17 protein-coding genes are annotated in these 18,203 nt (G+C 69.7%); 6 read left to right on the top strand and 11 right to left on the bottom strand.

Features of this window, described 5'->3' with window-relative positions:
* Window positions 1-26: 26 nt before the first annotated feature.
* The 4 genes from Q9R13_RS15515 to Q9R13_RS15500 all read right to left on the bottom strand — a co-directional run bounded on the left by Q9R13_RS15515 (window position 27) and on the right by Q9R13_RS15500 (window position 2,259).
* Window positions 27-524 (bottom strand): VOC family protein, encoded by a 498-nt coding sequence (locus Q9R13_RS15515; protein WP_310962077.1) that lies wholly within the window; start codon window positions 522-524, stop codon window positions 27-29.
* Between the two features lie 9 nt (window positions 525-533).
* Window positions 534-1,199, bottom strand: a complete 666-nt coding sequence (locus tag Q9R13_RS15510) for a nitroreductase family protein (RefSeq protein ID WP_310962076.1) — start codon at window positions 1,197-1,199, stop codon at window positions 534-536.
* A 115-nt stretch (window positions 1,200-1,314) separates the two neighbouring features.
* Window positions 1,315-1,749, bottom strand: coding sequence for a VOC family protein (locus tag Q9R13_RS15505; protein WP_310962075.1), 435 nt, complete (start codon window positions 1,747-1,749; stop codon window positions 1,315-1,317).
* Between the two features lie 48 nt (window positions 1,750-1,797).
* Window positions 1,798-2,259, bottom strand: a complete 462-nt coding sequence (locus Q9R13_RS15500; protein WP_310962074.1) for a winged helix-turn-helix transcriptional regulator — start codon at window positions 2,257-2,259, stop codon at window positions 1,798-1,800.
* A gap of 56 nt (window positions 2,260-2,315) precedes the next feature.
* Here Q9R13_RS15500 and Q9R13_RS15495 point away from each other — a divergent pair, with 56 nt between their 5' ends.
* A complete protein-coding gene (locus Q9R13_RS15495; protein ID WP_310962073.1) occupies window positions 2,316-3,767 on the top strand; it encodes an MFS transporter in 1,452 nt (483 codons plus the stop codon).
* A gap of 119 nt (window positions 3,768-3,886) precedes the next feature.
* Here the strand turns inward: Q9R13_RS15495 and Q9R13_RS15490 are convergent, their stop codons facing one another.
* Window positions 3,887-4,264 (bottom strand): VOC family protein, encoded by a 378-nt coding sequence (locus Q9R13_RS15490; protein ID WP_310962072.1) that lies wholly within the window; start codon window positions 4,262-4,264, stop codon window positions 3,887-3,889.
* A 460-nt stretch (window positions 4,265-4,724) separates the two neighbouring features.
* On the opposite strand from Q9R13_RS15490, the gene Q9R13_RS15485 reads away from it, so the two are divergent.
* On the top strand, window positions 4,725-5,711 hold the full coding sequence (locus Q9R13_RS15485) for an NADP-dependent oxidoreductase (RefSeq protein ID WP_310962071.1): 987 nt from the start codon (window positions 4,725-4,727) through the stop codon (window positions 5,709-5,711).
* 137 nt (window positions 5,712-5,848) lie between these two features.
* Here the strand turns inward: Q9R13_RS15485 and Q9R13_RS15480 are convergent, their stop codons facing one another.
* On the bottom strand, window positions 5,849-6,208 hold the full coding sequence (locus Q9R13_RS15480) for an MmcQ/YjbR family DNA-binding protein (RefSeq protein WP_310962070.1): 360 nt from the start codon (window positions 6,206-6,208) through the stop codon (window positions 5,849-5,851).
* Between the two features lie 380 nt (window positions 6,209-6,588).
* Between Q9R13_RS15480 and Q9R13_RS15475 the strand changes: the two genes are divergently transcribed.
* Complete coding sequence (locus Q9R13_RS15475; RefSeq protein WP_310962069.1) at window positions 6,589-7,794, top strand: SGNH/GDSL hydrolase family protein; 1,206 nt, start codon at window positions 6,589-6,591, stop codon at window positions 7,792-7,794.
* Between the two features lie 59 nt (window positions 7,795-7,853).
* Entirely contained in the window at window positions 7,854-8,369 is a 516-nt protein-coding gene (locus Q9R13_RS15470) for a DUF6328 family protein (RefSeq protein ID WP_310962068.1), read from the top strand.
* A gap of 58 nt (window positions 8,370-8,427) precedes the next feature.
* Here the strand turns inward: Q9R13_RS15470 and Q9R13_RS15465 are convergent, their stop codons facing one another.
* Window positions 8,428-10,215, bottom strand: a complete 1,788-nt coding sequence (locus Q9R13_RS15465; RefSeq protein ID WP_310962067.1) for a thiamine pyrophosphate-requiring protein — start codon at window positions 10,213-10,215, stop codon at window positions 8,428-8,430.
* 9 nt (window positions 10,216-10,224) lie between these two features.
* The gene (locus Q9R13_RS15460; RefSeq protein WP_310962066.1) at window positions 10,225-11,175 is read right to left on the bottom strand and encodes a cation diffusion facilitator family transporter; all 951 of its coding nucleotides are present in this window, start codon (window positions 11,173-11,175) and stop codon (window positions 10,225-10,227) included.
* 63 nt (window positions 11,176-11,238) lie between these two features.
* Between Q9R13_RS15460 and Q9R13_RS15455 the strand changes: the two genes are divergently transcribed.
* Window positions 11,239-14,259, top strand: a complete 3,021-nt coding sequence (locus Q9R13_RS15455) for an FAD-binding and (Fe-S)-binding domain-containing protein (RefSeq protein ID WP_310962065.1) — start codon at window positions 11,239-11,241, stop codon at window positions 14,257-14,259.
* A gap of 52 nt (window positions 14,260-14,311) precedes the next feature.
* Here the strand turns inward: Q9R13_RS15455 and Q9R13_RS15450 are convergent, their stop codons facing one another.
* Window positions 14,312-14,641, bottom strand: a complete 330-nt coding sequence (locus Q9R13_RS15450) for a plasmid stabilization protein (protein ID WP_310962064.1) — start codon at window positions 14,639-14,641, stop codon at window positions 14,312-14,314.
* A gap of 108 nt (window positions 14,642-14,749) precedes the next feature.
* Here Q9R13_RS15450 and Q9R13_RS15445 point away from each other — a divergent pair, with 108 nt between their 5' ends.
* A complete protein-coding gene (locus Q9R13_RS15445; protein WP_310962063.1) occupies window positions 14,750-16,480 on the top strand; it encodes a glycoside hydrolase family 15 protein in 1,731 nt (576 codons plus the stop codon).
* Here the strand turns inward: Q9R13_RS15445 and Q9R13_RS15440 are convergent.
* Both Q9R13_RS15440 and Q9R13_RS15435 read right to left on the bottom strand, forming a co-directional pair.
* Window positions 16,470-17,432, bottom strand: coding sequence for an SDR family oxidoreductase (locus Q9R13_RS15440; protein ID WP_310962062.1), 963 nt, complete (start codon window positions 17,430-17,432; stop codon window positions 16,470-16,472). The genes Q9R13_RS15445 and Q9R13_RS15440 overlap by 11 nt on opposite strands.
* Window positions 17,429-18,199 carry a sigma-70 family RNA polymerase sigma factor gene (locus tag Q9R13_RS15435; RefSeq protein WP_310962061.1) on the bottom strand — a complete coding sequence of 257 codons (771 nt, stop codon included), beginning with the start codon at window positions 18,197-18,199 and terminating at the stop codon, window positions 17,429-17,431. Before Q9R13_RS15435 ends, Q9R13_RS15440 begins: the two co-directional genes overlap by 4 nt.
* Window positions 18,200-18,203: the final 4 nt, after the last annotated feature.

Below are 18,203 nucleotides of genomic sequence, written 5' to 3'. Positions count from 1 at the left end.
CCGGCGTGGATCGCGGTGCCTGTGCTTCACAGCACCGCGGTGCCGTACATCTCCCCAAGCGGGTCGGCGATGAGCTCAAGCCGCGCGCCGTTCGGATCGCGGAAGTAGATCGACGTGCCGCTCTCCTCCAGGTACTCGATCCCTGCCTGGTCGAGCTTCTCCTTGAGGCGCTCCCAGCTCTTGGGTTCGACGGAGATCGCGATGTGGTGGAGTCCGCCGAGCACCTCGGCGTACGGGCCGACGTCCAGGCCGGGGAAGTCGAAGAACGCCAACAGGTTGTCGTGGCCGAGGTCGAAGAAGAAGTGGTTCGAGCCCGGGTAGTCGCGGTTCTCGAAGATCTCTGTCAGCGGGAACTCCAGCAGTTCCTGGTAGAACCGCACGGTCTCCTCGACGTCGCGGGCGACCAGTGCGAAGTGGTGCAGTCCCCGGGCACTGGACGCCGGGCGGCCGTCGGCGGGCTGCAGGTACGTCGCTCGGATCCGCTCGCGCTCGGCGTCGATTGCCGCGAAGTCGACTTCGCTCATGACCTGAGACTAGGCTCGGAGCGGCCCGCCGTCCCAGTGCTCGAGGTGGGTGAAGTCCTCGACCTCGGCGCGGGTCAGGCGGGCGAGCTGTTTGACCGGCCTGCCCAGTGGCACGACGGCCGCGACGGCGTACGGCTCGGGGATGCCGAGCAGCTGCTTCAACGCCGGCTCCTCGGCGACGGCCATCGTGGTGATCGTTCCGCCGAACCCCTCATTCCGGGCAGCCAGCAGGATGTTCCACACCAGTGGATACACCGAGGCGCCTCCGACGATGCCGACCCGATCAAGATGCAGGTCCAGCGCCGCGACCGCACGCAGGTCGACGCAGACCACGAGAACCACGGCTGCCCTGCGGATCGGGTCGGTGACCGAGGCGGGCACGCGGGTCTGCGCCACCTGCTCGTCGGTGACCGTGCTGGGTCTGAACGCACTCCACGGCGTCTCGCCGGCCGCGCGCTGTGCGTGGTAGCGCCGTGCGCCCGGTTCGGTGATCTCGACGAGCCGCTCGCGCGTCGTGGAGTCCCGGACCACCACGACCTGGGTCCCCTGGCGGTTGCCGCCGCTCGGGGCGAAGCGCGCGTTGTCGAGGATCGTGCGGAGCACGTCGTCGGGCAGCGGGTCGTCGGTGAAGTCCCGCACCGCCGCGGTCGTGCGCATCACCTCGTACAAGTCCATGGACACCACGCTAGCCACCTGGTGTGCCCACATGCGCCGCGTCTTGGTCACCTTCGGCCGCCGTCCGCCGATCGGCGACTTCTCTCGCGGGCTCCCACAGGAGCGATCGGATCGTCTAACGCTTCAACTCCTGGGCAAGCATGACGATGATCCCGCTGGGACCGCGGACGTAGCTGAGCTTGTACACGTCGCCGTACGTGGCCACGCCGCGCAGCGGGTGGCACCCGTGTCTCGCGGCGATCTCCAGGGCCGCGTCGATGTCGTCGACTGAAAAGGCGACGCGGTGCATGCCGATCTCGTTCGGTCGGGTGGGCTCTGTCTCGATTGCGTCAGGATGGATGTACTCGAAGAGCTCGAGGCGGCCGTTTCCGTCTGGCGTCTGAAGCATGACGATCTTGGCGTGATTGCCGTCGAGTCCGACGGCAGTGTCCGTCCACTCTCCACTGACCGTGTCGCGGCCGAGGACGGTGAGCCCCAGGTCGGTGAAGAAGGCGATCGTCGCTTCGAGGTCACGGACGGCGATACCGACGTTCTCGAGTCTGATGGGCATGCGTAGGACGCTATCCAGTCAGTGCGGTACTCGGGTGATTCCTCCGGGTCAACTGACCACGACTTCGTCGACGCCCACGCGGTGGTGAGCGTCGCACTCTGCGACGACGCGCACGCGCTTGCCGCAGTCGAGGTGCTCGAGGACTCGGGGCCGGGTTCCGGGCAAGTGCTTGGCGCCCCACTGCCCCAGTGCGATCACGGCCGGCATCAGGTCGCGACCGGAGAGCGTCAGCACGTAGGCGTGTCGGGTGCGCTGGCCGGGCTCCTGATAGGGCTGCCGCTCCAGGAGGCCAGCATCGACGAGGTCGCGCAGCCGGGCGGCGACGACCGCCTCGGTGAGTCCGGTGCGACGGACGAAGTCATCGAAGCGACTGGTGTCGAAGTACGCCTCGCGCAGGAGCAGCACGGCCGAGCGCGTCCCGATGAGTTGCATGGTCCGGTCGATCGGGCAGCGGTCGCCGGGAGACCGGCGGCTACGGCGCGCCATGGCGCCGGCGAGTGCGAAAGCCATAGACCCAGCCTACCCCTGACTTGTGCAAACCATACTCAGGCTGGCACCCTCTGACTATGGAAATCCAGAGTCAGCTGTCCGTAGAGTCGGCGGTGCCCTCCGACCCGCCGGGCCGCGTTCGCCAAGGCCGGGTGCTGCTGGTGCTCTCGGCCGCGGCCTTCATGGCCAGCCTCGACCTCTTCATCGTCAACGTCGCCTTCGACACCATCGGGCGCGACCTCGGGAACGCCTCGCTCTCGGACCTGAGCTGGGTTCTGAACGCCTACGCGATCGTGTACGCCGCCCTGCTCGTTCCGCTCGGGCGCCTCGCGGACCGCTACGGCCGCAAGGAGGGCCTCCTGATCGGCCTGGTGGTCTTCACGCTGGCGAGCGCCGCCTGCGCGGTGAGCCCGGGACTCTGGTGGCTGGTGGCGTTCCGGATGCTCCAGGCCGCCGGTGCTGCGGCACTCACGCCGACCAGCCTCTCCCTCCTCCTGCGCGCCACGGACCCGCAGCACCGCGGGCATGCTGTACGCGTCTGGGCGGCGACCGGCGCACTCGCAGCCGCGGTGGGGCCCGTCGTGGGCGGCCTGCTTGTCCATCTCGCGTGGCAGTGGGTCTTCCTGGTGAACATCCCCATCGGGGCGGCGGCTGTCATCGCGACGCTGGCCTGGGTGCCCGACGTGCGCGACGGAGGCGGGGACCGGGTGCCGGACCTGCTGGGCGCAGCCGTCCTCGCGCTCACGGTCGGTGCCCTCGCCCTCGGCGTGGTCAAGGGGCCGGACTGGGGCTGGTCGGACGCGAGGTGCCTGACCGCTTTCGCGGTCACGGTCGTCGGGTCCCTCCTCTTCGTCGCCCGCACGAGCAGGCACCCCTCGCCGGTCGTGTCTCCGGCGCTGCTGAGGGTTCGCACCTTCGCCTGGTCGAACGCCGCATCGTTCGTCTTCAGCATGTCCTTCGGTGCGGGCCTGCTGTCCACGATTCTGTGGTTCCAGGAGGTCTGGGGGTACGGCGCGGTGCGCACCGGGCTGGCTATCGCCCCAGGACCGGTCACGGTGCAGCTCACGGCGTACGCCGGCACCCGGCTCGCCCGGCGCGGGGTCCCGGCGGGACGTCTCGCCGCGCTCGGGTGCCTGCTGATCGCGGCCGGCTACACCTCGATCCTCGCCCAGGTGGGCGCCGAGCCGCACTGGGTGCGCGAGATGCTGGCCGGCCAGGTCCTGGTCGGCGCCGGCGTGGGGTTCGCCCTCCCCACAATCCTCGCGTCCGGGACCGCCGACCTGCCCGCGCAGGCAACCGCGACCGGCAGCGCAGTGATGAACATGAGCCGCCAGATCGGCACTGTCCTCGGGGTCGCGGTGCTGGTCGCCGTCCTGGGTGCTCCCGCGACATACGCTGCAGCCCACGACGCCTTCACGCTCGCGTGGGTGCTCGTCGTGGGCGCCGCCCTGGCCGCGGCCAGCGTCGCTCTCGGGATGACGCCGCGTCGTGGCCCGGCGCTCGCAGTTGAGCCGCCGGTCGGCCCATGACGTACCGCAGGGGCCCAGCCGCAGCATCGCCGCCTAGTCCTGCGTAGCCCTCCTCCGGTTCTAGGGCAACGGAGCGCATGCGGCGGTGCGTCGGCGCAACGGCCGATCGCTTATCGGGATCAGGACTTGGGCGGGTGCTCCGCGAGGCAGAAGAGATTGCCCTCGGGGTCGGCCATCGTCGTCCACTGCACATGCGGGTACTCGTCCAACACATGCCAGCGCGTGGTCGCGCCGAGCTTCTCCAATCGAGCGACCTCCATACGCCGCTCCCCCCAAGGGACGGTCAGGTCAAGGTGCATCGTCTGGCGGTCAGGCCGGGGACCGTTGAAAGGTTGAAAGAACATGGCGAGACCACCCGGCTGGGCCGGAGGCAGATAGACCGAGCCCCCGGCCGACTCTTGGCTGCTCCCGATGACAGCCGCCCAGAACCGCGCAAGTGCCTCAGGATCGGTGGCCTCACTGTTGATCGCGCCGAGCGTGATTCGGGGAGACGACATGTCCATGACACTAGGCGCCCGGAGCCGCGCGGTCGAGCGTCGGGATCGCCCGCGGAGCAGTACGCCGGCTTCGAGCAGGACCTTGAGGTGACCGCCTACCGATCCGGGGGAGTTACAGCGTCAGCAGCGCGGCGCGGTGGTTGTCGAGCAGGGCTGCCATGCCTTTGGTCGTCGCGTGCGTCGGCGTGGGTGGGCACGATCACCAGACGGGCGTGGGGCGCCAGCGTTCGGGTCGAGGTGTCGTAGAGGTTGATGCGCAGGCTCGTGCCGGGCCCCATCGGTCTCGAGCATGGAGGTCCACTGGGACCCAGACCTGGCCACCAGTGAGGACCTTCTCCATGGCCACGGACATGTGGCGGTCACAACGGATCGCGCTCCCGTTGTGCTTGGCTGAGATCATCCAAGCGGATGCGTAGTCCGTTTGCGTTGCTTCACGAGTTGCTCTAGGAGACGGGTGAGTATGAAAGAACCGAGCGCCAACACGTCGGCGAGCACGAGCCGGGCCGTCCAGTTCGTCGAGTCGTTCGGCGGGCCGGAGGCTTTGAGCGTCCGGGAGGTACCCGTACCGCAGGCCGGAGCGGGACAGATTCGGGTGCGGGTCAACGCGGCTGGCCTGAACCCGATGGACTGGTTCATGACCTCTGATGCAGAGACTGCCGCGCGATTCGGCTTGAGCCTGCCTTGCGGGTTCGGCACCGACTATGCCGGGGTGGTGGATCAGGTCGGTGACGACGTCCGCCGCTTCGCGGTCGGTGACCGGGTGTTCGGCGGCGCCCTGTCCCGCGCCGTTGCCAGCTACGTCGTCGTGGACGAGTCGGGCATCATCGCGGCGGGCGGCGAGGCGCACCGTACCCCTGACGGCGTCGACGACCGCACCGCTGCCACCCTCGCGATTGCGGGCTGTACGGCGGCCGCAGCCCTGGCCGTGATCAATCCTGGCCCGACCGACACGGTGCTCATCGGCGGCGCAGGCGGCGGAGTAGGCGTGTTCGCCGTCCAACTCGCGCGCCTCGCGGGCGCGCGAGTGATCGGGACCGGGTCGGCAAGCTCAGCCGATGCGCTGCGCGCCCTGGGGTCCGAGCCGGTCACCTACGGCGATGGTCTGGTCGACCGGGTCCGCGCGTTGGCTCCCGCTGGCGTCACCTCGGCGATGGACCTCCACGGAACCGACACGGCGCAGGCCGCGCGCGAGCTCGGCGTACCCGACGAGCGCATCACCACCATTGCCGCCCAAGTCGATGGGATCACACCTGCGAACGGCGGCAACGCAGCGCCGGGCGCCATCGAGGAGATCGCTGGCCTGGTTGCGGCCGGTCAACTCCGAGTACCGATCGCGGCCACCTTTCCGGTAGAGCAGATCCGCGCTGCAATCGATCTTCAGGCGGGGCGGCACGTGCACGGCAAGGTCGTCATTGATCTCGTGGCCTCGAGGCCTTCTCGAGGGTAGCCGTTCGGGACATCCCTTTGCCCTTCCCTCTGCGCCTCTGACTACCGGTGACAGCGGTAGACCTTGGGCGCACGTGGCCCTGCGACGTTGCCGCTTTCGCGGCGGAGAGCTGATCATTCGCCGCGGGTTCCCAGGCCTTAACCCGGGCCGTTCGGATGGGTGAGGTCGTATGCGCGGGAGACCTTCTTCGGGACGACCATGCGCCACGCGTCGACGACGAACTCTCGGGCCTCGGTCGGTTCCAGGGCCTCAAGGTCGGCGCGGACCCAGTGGAAGCGCAGGTCCGAGGTCGACGGCATCTGGAACTTGTGCGGTTCGCTTTCCACGAGCGCCGCACGTTCCTCCTTGGGGAAAGCGAACTCCATGACGGTCTCGTCGAGGGAGAACGCCACGTAGACGATCTGCTTCACGCGGAACTTCAGGCGGCCGCGTACGTACACCTCGTAGGAGCGCTCCAACTCGGAGCCAAGCGGCCGGACGTCCTCGATCACGGCCATTCGCAGCTCCTCAGACTCCCTTGAGGTCAGTCCACCATGACTGCGTCGGGCGACAACCCTTGTGGCCGAGCAGAGATGTGGCCACGGGCACGAGCCGCGCAGCGGGTTCGCCTGACGCGCTCCGAGCCACCGTCGAGTTCGACCTCCTCGTCTGCGTGGTCGCCGTCGGTGTCGACGTTGCGCGGGTCGGTGCGGAAGACCTCGCGAAACCGCCGACGAGAGCCCGTCTGACCTGCGGCTTTGCGTTCTCGCCCAACCGCGATCCCCTGGGCACCCACGCCCGGTCAGACCCCTTCCGCATCCGGCTACCCACGAGTAGATTCGCCTCGGTCTCACCGTGAGACCCACGTCACACTTAGGTGGGATACATGCTCGGATTCATGCGCACGCGACGTTCGCTCGCGCTGCTTCTCGCACCTCTCGTGTTCGCCGGCCTGTGGGTCGCCGCTCCCGCGCAGGCCGACGGGCCCGGTTCGGGGACCCCATGGGTCGTGTCGGTCGGCGACTCCTACATCTCCGGCGAGGCAGGCCGCTGGGCCGGCAACTCCAATGTCAGTCCGTCCTACATCGATGCCCTCGGCGGCACTGCGTACTACGACAACCCGACCAACACCGCCGAGCAGATTCCACGCTGCCACCGCAGCAAGTCCGCGGAGATCTACATCGGCGGCGGGGTGAACGGCCTCAACCTGGCCTGCTCCGGAGCCGAGACGTCGACCTACACCGACTCCAGCGGCTACTTCAAGCCCGGTCTGGACTTCTACAACAGCAACGGCCAGCAGGGCCAAGCGCTGATGCTGCAGAACTTCGCCGCCACTCACAACGTCACGATGGTCGCGGTCTCCATCGGCGGCAACGACTTCAATTTCGCCGGCATCGTCACCGACTGCGTCGCCGACTTCCTCGGCTCGCCGTCGTGGTGGCCCAACTACTGCAAGGACGACAGCACGGTGACCTCAGAGATGACGTCGTCCAACGTGGCCGCAGTCAAGGCGAAGATCGCCACCGCTTATCAGAACATCCGACAGGCGATGCGCAACGCCGGGTACGCCGACAACAGCTGGACCCTGCTCGTGCAGAACTACCCTTCGCCGCTCCCCAACGGCTCCGGCTTCCGATACAGCCAGAGCGGCTACACCCGGCAGAGCACCGGCGGCTGCGGCTTCTGGAACGCCGACGCCGACTACGCCAACGGCACCCTGCTGCCAACCATCAACAACACCGTGACCGGGGCGATCGGTTCCAGCGGACTGACCAATACCAGGACGCTGAACCTCGCCAGCGCGTTCAACGGCCGTCGGCTCTGCGAGAACACCGTCGGGCTGCTCGAGGAGGAGGGCCTCACGTCGTGGACCCAGCCCGGGGCGGTCAACAAGACCGAGTGGATCAACCAGATCCGTACGACGTCTACCGCGGGCAGCAGCCCCTACTACATCCAGGAGTCGCTGCACCCGAACTACTGGGGCCAGCTCGCCTTGCGCTCGTGCGTGCGTCAGGCCTACAACGCAGGCAGCCCGAAGTCGGGCACCTGCACGATCTCCAGCACCGGCTTGACCAACGGTGAGCCGCGGATGTCTCTGCACTGACCCATCTCGGCGTACCCGGGCCCGGTTTCGCACGATCCGGGCCCGGGTACGCCGACGGGATGGATCGGTCCGAGCGCGACATCGAATCCCACGAGACCCCCGCGCAACGATTGGACCGCAACTGGGCCGAGCTGATCCAGGAACTGCGTGTCACCCAGACAGGCATCCAGGTGCTCACCGGATTCCTGCTCACCGTGCCGTTCAGCCACCGCTTCGCAAGCCTCACCACGCTCCAGCGCGACCTCTACCTGGGGGTGCTCACCGGCGCAGTCCTCTCCACGGCCCTGATCATGACGCCCGGTGCCTGCCACCGGATGCTGTTCCGTCGGGGCAAGCGGCCCTGGCTGGTGGCCACGGCGAACAGGTTCGCCCTGGCCGGTCTCGGGATGATCGCGCTCACCACGGGCGGCGTCGCGTTCCTGGTCTTCGACATCACCGCAGGGCTCCCGGCCGGGATCGTCGCAGGTGTGGTCGCCTGGGTCGTCTTCGTGCTGTTGTGGGTGGTGTTCCCCTTGGTCCGGCCACGGTCGGAGAAGGTGGACCAGCCCGGGCCGGCGCCTGCCCGTCGGGGTTGAGTCGGGCCGTGCGCCGCTCTCGGTTCGCCCGGGCCAGCCAGCTGGTGGACAGCCGCACTCAGCTGTGATGCGGCATCACTTCACGCGCCTTGGTCTTCAGACCCTCCTTGATGACCTCCCACCGATCGGTGTCGCCCTTGGCCAACGCCTCGGCCGTGGACTTGGCCTGATCGAAGGTCGCGTGCGGCGGGATCGGCGGGATGTTCGGGTCGACGCGTACGTCGAGCAGCGTCGGTCGGTCCGCGGACAGCGCCCGGTCCCAAGCGGGTCCGAGCTGGTCGGGGTCATCGAGGTGCTCGGCGGCGAGGCCGAGCTGCCGGGCAAAGTCGGCGTACGAGACGTCGGGCAGAGTTTGGGACTCCACGAACTTCGGAGCCGCACCCATCGCCCGCATCTCCCAGGTGACCTGGTTGAGGTCGTTGTTGTGGAGGACCGCGACGACAAGCCGCGGATCTGCCCAGTCCTTCCAGTAGCGCGAGATCGTGATCAGCTCGGCCATGCCGTTCATCTGCATCGCGCCGTCACCCTCGAACACCACGACCGGCCGGTCGGGGTGACCGAACTTGGCACCGATGCCGTACGGAACGCCCGGGCCCATCGTCGCGAGGGTGCCGGACAGCGAGCCACGCATCTGGCCACGGAACTTCAGCTGGCGTGCGTACCAGTTGGCCGCCGAACCTGAGTCGGCCACGATGATGGCGTCGTCGGGCAACCGCGTGGAGCACTCGCTGAACAGCCGCATCGGGTTGATCGGCTCCGCCTCGACGGCAGCCTCGGCGGCCATGCTCTCCCACCAGTCGTGCACGTTGAGCTCGACCTTCTCGCGCCAGCTGCGGTCCTCCTGACGCTCCAGCATCGGGATCAGCGCTCGCAGCGTGGCCGCGGCATCACCGACGAGGTTGACCTCGTAGGGGTACCGCATCCCGATGAAGGTCGGGTCGAGGTCGATCTGCACCCCTCGCGCCTGCCCGAACTCCGGCATGAACTGTGTGTAGGGGAAGCTCGAGCCGACGGTGAGCAAGGTGTCGCAGCCCTCCATCAGCTCATAGCTCGCGCGGGTGCCCAGCAGGCCGATGGAGCCGGTCACGTAGGGCAGCTCATCGGAGAGCACGTCCTTGCCCAGCAGCGCCTTGGCCACCCCGGCCCCGAGCAGCTCGGCCACCTGCTCGACCTCGGCACGGGCACCGGCGGCGCCCGCCCCGACGAGCATCGCGACCTTCTTGCCGGCGTTGAGTACGTCGGCTGCCTGCCGCACCGACGCGTCCTCGGGTACGACGACGGGCGAGGACGGCGCGGCGATGCTCGACGGCACCATCTTGAACTCGTGGGTCGGCGCTGAGTACTCAAGCTCCTGCACGTCGGCGTGGATGATGACGGTCGCGACTGCGCGTCGGCCGGTGGCCACCTTGATGGCCCGATCGAGCACGTTGGGCAGCTGCTCGGGAACGGTGACGGTCTCGACGTACTCGGCCACGTCCTTGTAGAGCGACCGGAGGTCGATCTCCTGCTGGTAGGAGCCGCCCATCGCGGAGCGGTTCGTCTGGCCGACGATCGCGACCACCGGGACGTGGTCGAGCTTGGCGTCGTAGAGCCCATTGAGCAGGTGCACCGCACCGGGCCCGGAGGTGGCCATGCAGACCCCGATCCGGCCGGTGAACTTGCTGAAGCCGACCGCTTCGAAGGCGGACATCTCCTCGTGGCGCGACTGGATGAATCGCGGTTGGTTGTCGGCGCGCCCGAAGGCGGCCAGGATCCCGTTGATCCCGTCACCCGGATAGGCGAAGACCTCCTTGACACCCCAGTCACGGAGTCGTTCGAGCAGGTAGTCAGCAACGGTTTGGCTCATGGGAGGGCCTTACCCGGGCGTAGGTCCTTCATGCCGCGCCCGTGCCGGCGTCGGATCGAGGAAGACATGGCGCACCTCGGGACGGCTGGTCCGGATCCGCTCGTCGACCTCGTCGGCCACCTGCTCCAGGTCGCGTCCCGGAGCGTCCGGGTCCATCTCGACCCGGGCCGCGACCAGGACCTCATCGGGCCCGAGCTGCATGGTGAGCAGCTGGACAACGCTCTCGATGCCGTCGGAGGACTCGATGTCGGACCGGATCTCGGCGAGCACCTCCTCGGTCACCGCACGGCCGATCAGAAAGGTCCGGTTCTGCGCACCGAGCCCGTAGGCGATCGCGACCAGCACCCCGCCGATCAGCAGCGAGGCGATCGGATCGAGGACCGGCCTCCCGGTCAGCGCGCCGACGCCGATGCCGAGCGCAGCCAGCAGCACCCCGGACACCCCAGCAGAGTCCTCGAAGACCACTGCCCGCACGGTCGGCTCGCTGAGCTGGAACAGCTGCTCGCCGAAGCCGTGCCCGCCGGATCGGGCCTCCCTGCGGACCTGCCACAGTGCGCGCAGCAGCGAGGTCCCGTCGAAGAGGACCGCGATGCCGAGCACCGCGAACACCAAGGGCAGCTCGGTCTGCGCCTCGGGGTGCATCAGCCCATGCACGCCCTCGAACACCGAGAAGCCGGCACCGAGCACGAAGATCGCCACCGCGGCGAGCAGCGCCCAGAAGTAGCGTTCCATGCCGTAGCCGAAGGGGTGCTGGGCATCGGCGGGCCGGTCGCTGCGGCGCAGCGCGGCGAGCAGGAAGACCTGGTTGAGGGTGTCGGCCACCGAATGCGCGCCTTCGGCGAGCATCGCGGCCGACCCGGACAGGACGCCGGCGGTGAGCTTGGCCAGTGCGATCAGCAGGTTGGCGACGCCGGCGACCAGGACGGTCGCCAGCGATCGGCGCCTCCCTTCGTCGCCCATCGCGGCCCAGTACCCGGCGCCGGTCGGGGCATGAGCGGCTGTCGCTGCGGGTAGTCCCCCGACGTGGATCAGACGACTCGACCCGTGCCCGAACCCGCCCGGCCAGCGACCGACTCCGACGCTCAGGGAGAATCCGGAGGGGCGGCCTCGGGAGAGGCGCGGGAGGAGGCCCTGAGTCGGGAGGAGGCCCTGAGCGAGGCGCTCGCCGCCCGGGTCCGGGGCACGGTCCGGTTCGACGACGGCGCGCGGGCGGCGTACTCCACCGACGGCTCGAACTTCCGGCAGGTGCCGATCGGAGTGGTCATCCCCGCCTCCGTCGAGGACGCCGTCGAGGCGATGGCCGTCTGTCGGGAGTACGACGTGCCGGTGCTGTCCCGCGGTGGTGGCACCAGCCTGGCCGGCGAGTGCTGCAACGAGGCCGTGGTGCTCGACTGGAGCACACACTGCGACGCGCTGGTCTCGGTCGACCCCGAAGCGCGCCGTTGCATCGTCGAGCCCGGCATCGTGCTGGACCATCTCAATGCGCAGCTGGGCGAGCATCACCTGCGGTTCGGTCCGGAGCCCGCCACGCACCCCAACTGCACGCTCGGGGGGATGATCGGCAACAACTCCTGCGGAGCCACCGCACAGGCCTACGGCAAGGTCTCGGACAACATCGTCCGGCTGGAAGTGCTGCTCGCGGACGGCACCCGGTTCTGGTGCGGTCCGACGACCGACGAGGAATACCACCAGATCGAGGCGCGCGGTGACCGCCGGGCGGCCGTCTACCGCGCGCTGCGTCGGCTGCGCGACGAGTACGCCGACGACGTCCGCGCGAAGTTCCCCGACATCCCCCGCCGGGTCTCCGGCTACAACCTCGACGCGCTGCTGCCCGAGCAGGGATTCAACCTGGCCAAGGCTCTCGTCGGCAGCGAGTCGACCCTGGTCACCGTGCTGCGCGCCGAGCTCGAGCTCGTGCCGGTCGTCGACGAGCGGGTGCTCGTCGTGCTCGGCTTCCCCACCATCGAGGACGCGGCCGACGCCACCTCGGCCGTGCTCGAGCACGACCCGATCGCGCTCGAGGGCGTCGACCACTACCTGATCCGCGACGAGCGGATCAAGCACATGCACGGCGTCACCTTGGAAGAGCTGCCCGAAGGCGACGGCTTCTTGATGGTGCAGTTCGGCGGCGACGACAAGGACCAGGTCGAGGAGCGGGCCGATGCGATGGTCAAGGCCCTCGAGAAGTCTCACCATGCCACCCACAAGGTGCTCGACGACCCGGGTCAAGAAGACGCGTTCTGGCAGGTTCGCGAGGCTGGTCTCGGCGCGACCGCACACGTGCCCGCGCACCCTGACACCTTCGAAGGCTGGGAGGACTCCGCGGTCCCGGTCGACCGACTCGGTGACTACCTGCGCGACCTGCACCAGCTGTACGACGAGTTCGGCTACCTCAGCGATGCCGGACCGAGCCTGTACGGACACTTCGGCCAAGGATGCGTGCACACCCGGATCCCCTTCGACCTGTTCACCGCCGACGGGGTGGCCACCTACCGTCGATTCATGGAGCGAGCAGCTCGCCTGGTCGTCTCGTACGGCGGCTCGCTGTCCGGCGAGCACGGTGACGGCCAGAGCCGCGGCGAGCTGCTCGCCCTGATGTTCGGAGAGCGGCTGGTCGGCGCCTTCGAGGAGATGAAGGCGATCTTCGACCCGGGCAACCGGATGAACCCCGGCAAGGTCGTGCACCCCGCGCGCCTCGACGAGCACCTCCGGCTGGGCGGCCACTGGGCCCCCCAGCAGCACCGGAAGCTGCACTTCGCCTATCCCGAGGACGACGGCTCCTTCGTCAAGGCCGCCAACCGCTGTGTCGGGGTGGGGCGGTGCCGGCAACACAGCCACGACGGGCACCACGTGATGTGCCCGTCCTACCAGGTCACCGGCGCAGAGGAGCACAGCACGCGGGGACGGGCCCGGCTGCTCTTCGAGATGCTCGACGGCCACGGCGATGGCCCGATCAAGGACGGCTGGCGCTCCGAGGAGGTCAAGGACGCCCTCGACCTGTGCCTGGCCTGCAAGGGCTGCAAGAGCGACTGCCCGGTCAACGTGGACATGGCGACCTATAAGGCCGAGTTCCTGGCCCAGCACTACGCGCACCGACTCCGCCCCCGGGCCGACTACGCGATGGGCTACCTGCCCACGCTCGCCCGAGGTGTCCAGAGCGCCGGGCTCAGCAAGGTCATCAACCGGCTCGGCGCGGTGCCGCCGCTGCGCCGGCTGGCCACCCGAGCCGCCGGCCTCGAGGATCGGACGCTGCCGAAGTTCGCCGAGCAGTCACTGCAGGCGTGGTGGCAGCAGCGTCCGGCCGCTCCGGAGCGGCCGGAGGGCACCGGCCGGGGCACCGTGCTGCTGTGGCCGGACACGTTCACCAATCGGTTCTCTCCCGCGATCGGGCAGGCCGCGGTCGCGGTGCTCGAAGACGCGGGGTGGACCGTGACGATCCCGACCGAGCCGGTCTGCTGCGGGTTGACCTGGATCTCGACAGGTCAGCTGGGGGTGGCGCGCCGCCAACTCCGACGTACCGTCGCGGCGCTGGCCCCGCACCTGCACCGCGGTGGCCTCGTGGTCGGTCTCGAGCCCAGTTGTACGACGGTCTTCCGCAGCGATGCCCCCGACCTGATGTCGGAGGACCAGGACGTGCGCCGACTGGCCGACCAGACCGTTACCCTGGCCGAGCTGCTCACCGAGCACAGCCCGGGCTGGGAGCCGCCGTCCCTGGCCGGGGTGCGCGCCCTGGCGCAGGTGCACTGCCACCAGCACGCGGTGCTGGGCTGGGACGACGACTCCGAGCTGCTCTCCCGGGCCGGCGCCGACGTGGAGCGGCTCGACTCGGGCTGCTGCGGGCTGGCCGGGAACTTCGGCTTCACCGGCGGCCACGGCGAGGTCAGTGAGGCGCTCGCTGAGCAGGTGCTGGCACCGCGGGTGCGCGCGTCCGCACCCGGCACCGCCGTGCTCGCCGACGGCTTCTCCTGCCGCACCCAGGTCGAGGAGTTCGCTCCCGGCCACGACCCGATCCACCTGGCAGAGCTTCTCGCCCGAGCATTGTGACCCCGAGCGTGTGGCCAGGAGCAGGAGCGCGCGAGTCCTCGCCCGGACGCGCTCAGCGACCGCCGAGGGCGCGCTCCAGTTGAGCCTTGCTCATCGACGAGCGGCCCTTGATGCCCCGCCGACGGGCCTCCGCGTAGAGCTGGTCCTTCGTCCGGCCCCCCTCACCACGATGTGAGCGCAGCCCCCCGCGCCGGCTCGAGGAGATGTCCCGGGTGGAGGTGCGGCTGCGTTGACTCGACTCCCCGGCGCGGGCCCGGTCCTTGTTGACCGTGCGGGCGGCGATCTCCTCCGCCTCGGAGTCGCTGTGGCCGCGCTCTTTCAGACCGTCCTTGATGTGCTGGTACTCGCGCTCGCGCTTGGCGCTCCATGCCTGTTGCGGCATCTCGACCTCCAGACCTCATCGTGCACTGGCGTTGCCGGTGCGGTACCCCGGGCGGCAGCCGGGCATGCCGGGACGCGAGGGGGGCACCTCTCCCCCATGGATCACTGGATGCGCAGGTTCCCGCCGCACACCTTGCGCGACTATGCCGTGCTCGCGGACGGCGAGCGCGGGGTCGTGGTCGGACCGCGCGGCGAGTTCGCGTGGATGTGCGCGCCGCGCTGGAACGACGACGCCGTGTTCGCGTCGCTGATCGGCGGCGGGGGCGTGTACGCCGTCTCGCCCGTCGGCGAGCGCTACGTGTGGGGCGGGCACTACGAGGAGGGCACCTTGATCTGGCGCAGCCGCTGGATCACCACCGCGGGGGTGGTCGAGTGTCGGGAGGCGCTGGCTCGACCGGCCGACCCGTCCACCGCCGTACTGCTGCGCGAGGTGGTCGGTGTGGACGGCACGAACCGGGTGCGGGTGGTCCTCGACCCTCAGGCCGGCTTCGGCGCCCACCCCCTGTCCGAGCTCGACTGCCACGACGGCGTGTGGGAGGGCCGGGTCGGCCCGCTGTGGATGCGGTGCACCGGTCTCGCCGCGGCGAGACCCGACCGCGGCGGCCTGGTCTTCGACCTCACTCTCGCCGAAGGGGCGCGCCGGCATCTTGTCGTGGAGATCTCCACCGACCGCCCCTCAGGACCGCCGCCCGACCCGGAGCAGCTGTGGTCCCGGACCGAGCAGAGCTGGCACGAGGACGTGCCCGATGCCACCGGGCTGTGGGCTCGTCGCGACGTGCGGCATGCCTTCGCGGTGCTGCACGGCATGTCCGCCAGCAGCGGCGCTCTGGTCGCCGCGACGACGACGTCCCTGCCCGAGCGGGCCGAAGCGGGCCGCAACTATGACTACCGCTATGCCTGGATCCGGGACCAGGCCATGGTCGGCCAGGCCGCGGCAGCGGTCGGCCCAAGCCGGCTGCTCGACAACGCGGTCGGCTTCGTGGGCGCCCGGCTCCGTGAGGATGGGTCCCGGCTGCGGCCGGCGTACACGGTCACCGGCGATCCCGTCCCGTCGGAGCGCACGCTGAGCCTGCCCGGCTACCCGGGCGGCTCGGCCCGGGTGGGCAACGGGGCCGGCGAGCAGTTCCAGCTCGACGCCTTCGGCGAGGCGTTGTTGCTCTTCGCCGCCGCCGCGCGACACGGTGCGCTGTCCCGGGAGGACTGGAAGGCGGTGGAGATCGCCGTGCGGGCGGTGGCCGATTGCTGGCAGCGGCCCGACGCCGGCATCTGGGAGCTCGACGACCAACGGTGGGCGCACTCACGGCTGATCACGGCGAGCGGGGTACACGCCGTCGCGCTCCTCGCGCCCGCCTCCCAGCGACGCGACTGGCAGCAGCTGGGCGACGACCTCGTGCGCAGCGTGGACGACGACTGTCTGCATCCCTCCGGGCGCTGGCAACGGGCGCCCGACGACCCGCGCCCGGACGCCGCCCTGCTGATCCCGATCTTCCGGAGCACGTCGCTGGCGGCGGACGACCCGCGGGTTCGGCGTACGGTCGAGGCGATCCTGGACGACCTCACCGACGAGGAGTTCTGCTACCGGTTCCGGCACGGCGACACGCCCCTGGCCAGCGCGGAGGGTGCCTTCGTTCTCTGTGGCTTCCACATGTCGATGGCCCTGGAGAAGCTGGGCGAGCGGACCCTGGCGACCCGCTGGTTCGAGCGCAACCGCGCCGCCTGCGGCACCTCCGGGCTGTTCACCGAGGAGTACGACGTCGGGCAGCGCCAGCAGCGGGGCAACCTGCCGCAGGCGTTCGTGCATGGCGCCCTGATCGAGGCGTCCGCCCGGCTCAGCCGGTGAGTCGCGCGATCACCTGCTGCAGGCTCCAGCGCTTGGCCTTGTCGTCGAAGGCGCCGTGGCTGCCGAAGTCGCGGTCCCGGTCCGCCGGCTCATCGAGGTTGCCCTGCTTGGACAGCGGGTGGTCGTCGACCGCTTGGTCGGTCAGCTGGGACGTGACGCCGGTGCGGGCCAGGTAGCGGTCCAGCAGGCCGGGCACCACCGCGTTGGCCATCAGCGTCGCCGCCGTACTGCCGCCGACCCAGCGCTCCCGTCGACGGGGGTGCTCGATGGCGTGGTGCACCGCGCGGGCGACCACCTCGGGCTGGTAGATCGGCGGGACCGGTTGCGGCACCTTGTCGAGCTTGGAGCGCACCCAGGAGAACTGCGGGGTGTTCACACCGGGCAGCTGCACCATCACGGTGCGGACGCCGCTGTGCTCCGCGAGCAGCTCGCAACGCAGCGACTCGTTGAATCCCTGGATCGCGTGCTTGGCGCCGCAGTACGCCGCCTGCAGCGGGATCCCTCGGTAGGCGAGTGCGGAGCCGACCTGGATGATCACGCCGCGGTCGCGCGGGCGCATCCGCCGCAGCGCCGACAGCGTGCCGTACACGAACCCGAGGTAGGACACCTTGGTGACCCGCTCGTACTCAGCCGGCTCGATCTCCCAGCTGCGCGCGAACACGGACGCGAAGGCCACGTTGACCCAGACGTCGATCGGACCCAGCTCGGCCTCGACCCGGACCGCGGCCGCCTCGACGGCCTCCGCGTCCGAGACGTCGCAGACGATCGCCACCGCCGTCGTCCCGAGCCCGACCGCCTCCGCGGCGGCCTGCTCGACGCCATGGCGGCCGCGGGCGAGCAGGCCCAGCCGGTAGCCGTGCCGGGCCAGCTCGAGGGCGACCGCTCGGCCGACCCCCGCGCTGGCTCCGGTGACCACGGCCACCGGCTGGTTGCTGCCGATGGATGCGCTCATGCGGCCTGGGGCGGGCCGTTGAGAGCCTCCCGGAGATCGCCCAGGATGCGGGTCAACAGCCGGGAGACCTGCATCTGGGTCACTCCGATCTCGTCCCCGATCTGCTGCTGCGACCAGCCCTTGAAGAACCTCAACTCGAGGATCTTCCGGTCCCGGGCGCCGAGGCGTCGAACCGCAGGTGCGAGCACGGTGCGAGCCTCACAGCTCTCGAAGGCGTGATCCAGGCTGCCCTGGCGATCGGCGAAGGTGGTGGCATCTCCATCGCCGAGGGGTACGTCGAGCGAGCTCGGCGCGAAGCACCCGTCGATCCCCAGCGCCTCGATCACGTCGTCCACCTCGACCTCGAGGTGGGCGGCGATCTCCGAGGTCGTCGGCGACCGTTGCAGGGACTGCGTCAGCTCTGCCTCGGCGGCCCACAGCCGCGCCTGCAGCTCCTGCAGCCGGCGGGGTGGACGGACCACCCATCCGGCGTCGCGGAAGTGCTTGCGCAGCTCGCCCTTGATCGTCGGCACGGCGTAGGCGAGGAAGTCGGCGCCCCGTGAGGGGTCGTATCTCTTCGCCGCGGCCACCAGACCGAGGTAGGCAACCTGTTCGAGGTCGGCCACGGGGAGCCCGCGACCGGCATAGTGTCGGGCCAGCATCCTGGCTACCGGCATGTTTACTTCCACGATGCGTTGGGTGAGCGCGACCCGGGTCTTGCCCCGTGCCTTCTCGAGACGGCGCAAGAGCTGCGCGGTCTCCGCATCGCGTCGACTTCTTGACTGCATGTTT

Source organism: Nocardioides marmorisolisilvae (assembly GCF_031656915.1).
Lineage (GTDB): Bacteria > Actinomycetota > Actinomycetes > Propionibacteriales > Nocardioidaceae > Marmoricola > Marmoricola terrisoli.
This window is presented reverse-complemented; position numbering and strand designations above follow the sequence as displayed.

Bases quoted from the DNA above. Each gene is read 5' to 3' on its own strand.
- Q9R13_RS15435 (WP_310962061.1), bottom strand. From the start codon at position 18,199: ATGCAGTCAAGAAGTCGACGCGATGCGGAGACCGCGCAGCTCTTGCGC.
- Q9R13_RS15480 (WP_310962070.1), bottom strand. From the start codon at position 6,208: ATGGCCGTGATCGAGGACGTCCGGCCGCTTGGCTCCGAGTTGGAGCGC.
- Q9R13_RS15475 (WP_310962069.1), top strand. From the start codon at position 6,589: ATGCGCACGCGACGTTCGCTCGCGCTGCTTCTCGCACCTCTCGTGTTC.
- Q9R13_RS15465 (WP_310962067.1), bottom strand. From the start codon at position 10,215: ATGAGCCAAACCGTTGCTGACTACCTGCTCGAACGACTCCGTGACTGG.
- Q9R13_RS15515 (WP_310962077.1), bottom strand. From the start codon at position 524: ATGAGCGAAGTCGACTTCGCGGCAATCGACGCCGAGCGCGAGCGGATC.
- Q9R13_RS15440 (WP_310962062.1), bottom strand. From the start codon at position 17,432: ATGAGCGCATCCATCGGCAGCAACCAGCCGGTGGCCGTGGTCACCGGA.
- Q9R13_RS15505 (WP_310962075.1), bottom strand. From the start codon at position 1,749: ATGCCCATCAGACTCGAGAACGTCGGTATCGCCGTCCGTGACCTCGAA.
- Q9R13_RS15470 (WP_310962068.1), top strand. From the start codon at position 7,854: ATGGATCGGTCCGAGCGCGACATCGAATCCCACGAGACCCCCGCGCAA.
- Q9R13_RS15445 (WP_310962063.1), top strand. From the start codon at position 14,750: ATGCGCAGGTTCCCGCCGCACACCTTGCGCGACTATGCCGTGCTCGCG.
- Q9R13_RS15500 (WP_310962074.1), bottom strand. From the start codon at position 2,259: ATGGCTTTCGCACTCGCCGGCGCCATGGCGCGCCGTAGCCGCCGGTCT.
- Q9R13_RS15460 (WP_310962066.1), bottom strand. From the start codon at position 11,175: ATGGGCGACGAAGGGAGGCGCCGATCGCTGGCGACCGTCCTGGTCGCC.
- Q9R13_RS15450 (WP_310962064.1), bottom strand. From the start codon at position 14,641: ATGCCGCAACAGGCATGGAGCGCCAAGCGCGAGCGCGAGTACCAGCAC.
- Q9R13_RS15510 (WP_310962076.1), bottom strand. From the start codon at position 1,199: ATGGACTTGTACGAGGTGATGCGCACGACCGCGGCGGTGCGGGACTTC.
- Q9R13_RS15490 (WP_310962072.1), bottom strand. From the start codon at position 4,264: ATGTCGTCTCCCCGAATCACGCTCGGCGCGATCAACAGTGAGGCCACC.
- Q9R13_RS15485 (WP_310962071.1), top strand. From the start codon at position 4,725: ATGAAAGAACCGAGCGCCAACACGTCGGCGAGCACGAGCCGGGCCGTC.
- Q9R13_RS15495 (WP_310962073.1), top strand. From the start codon at position 2,316: ATGGAAATCCAGAGTCAGCTGTCCGTAGAGTCGGCGGTGCCCTCCGAC.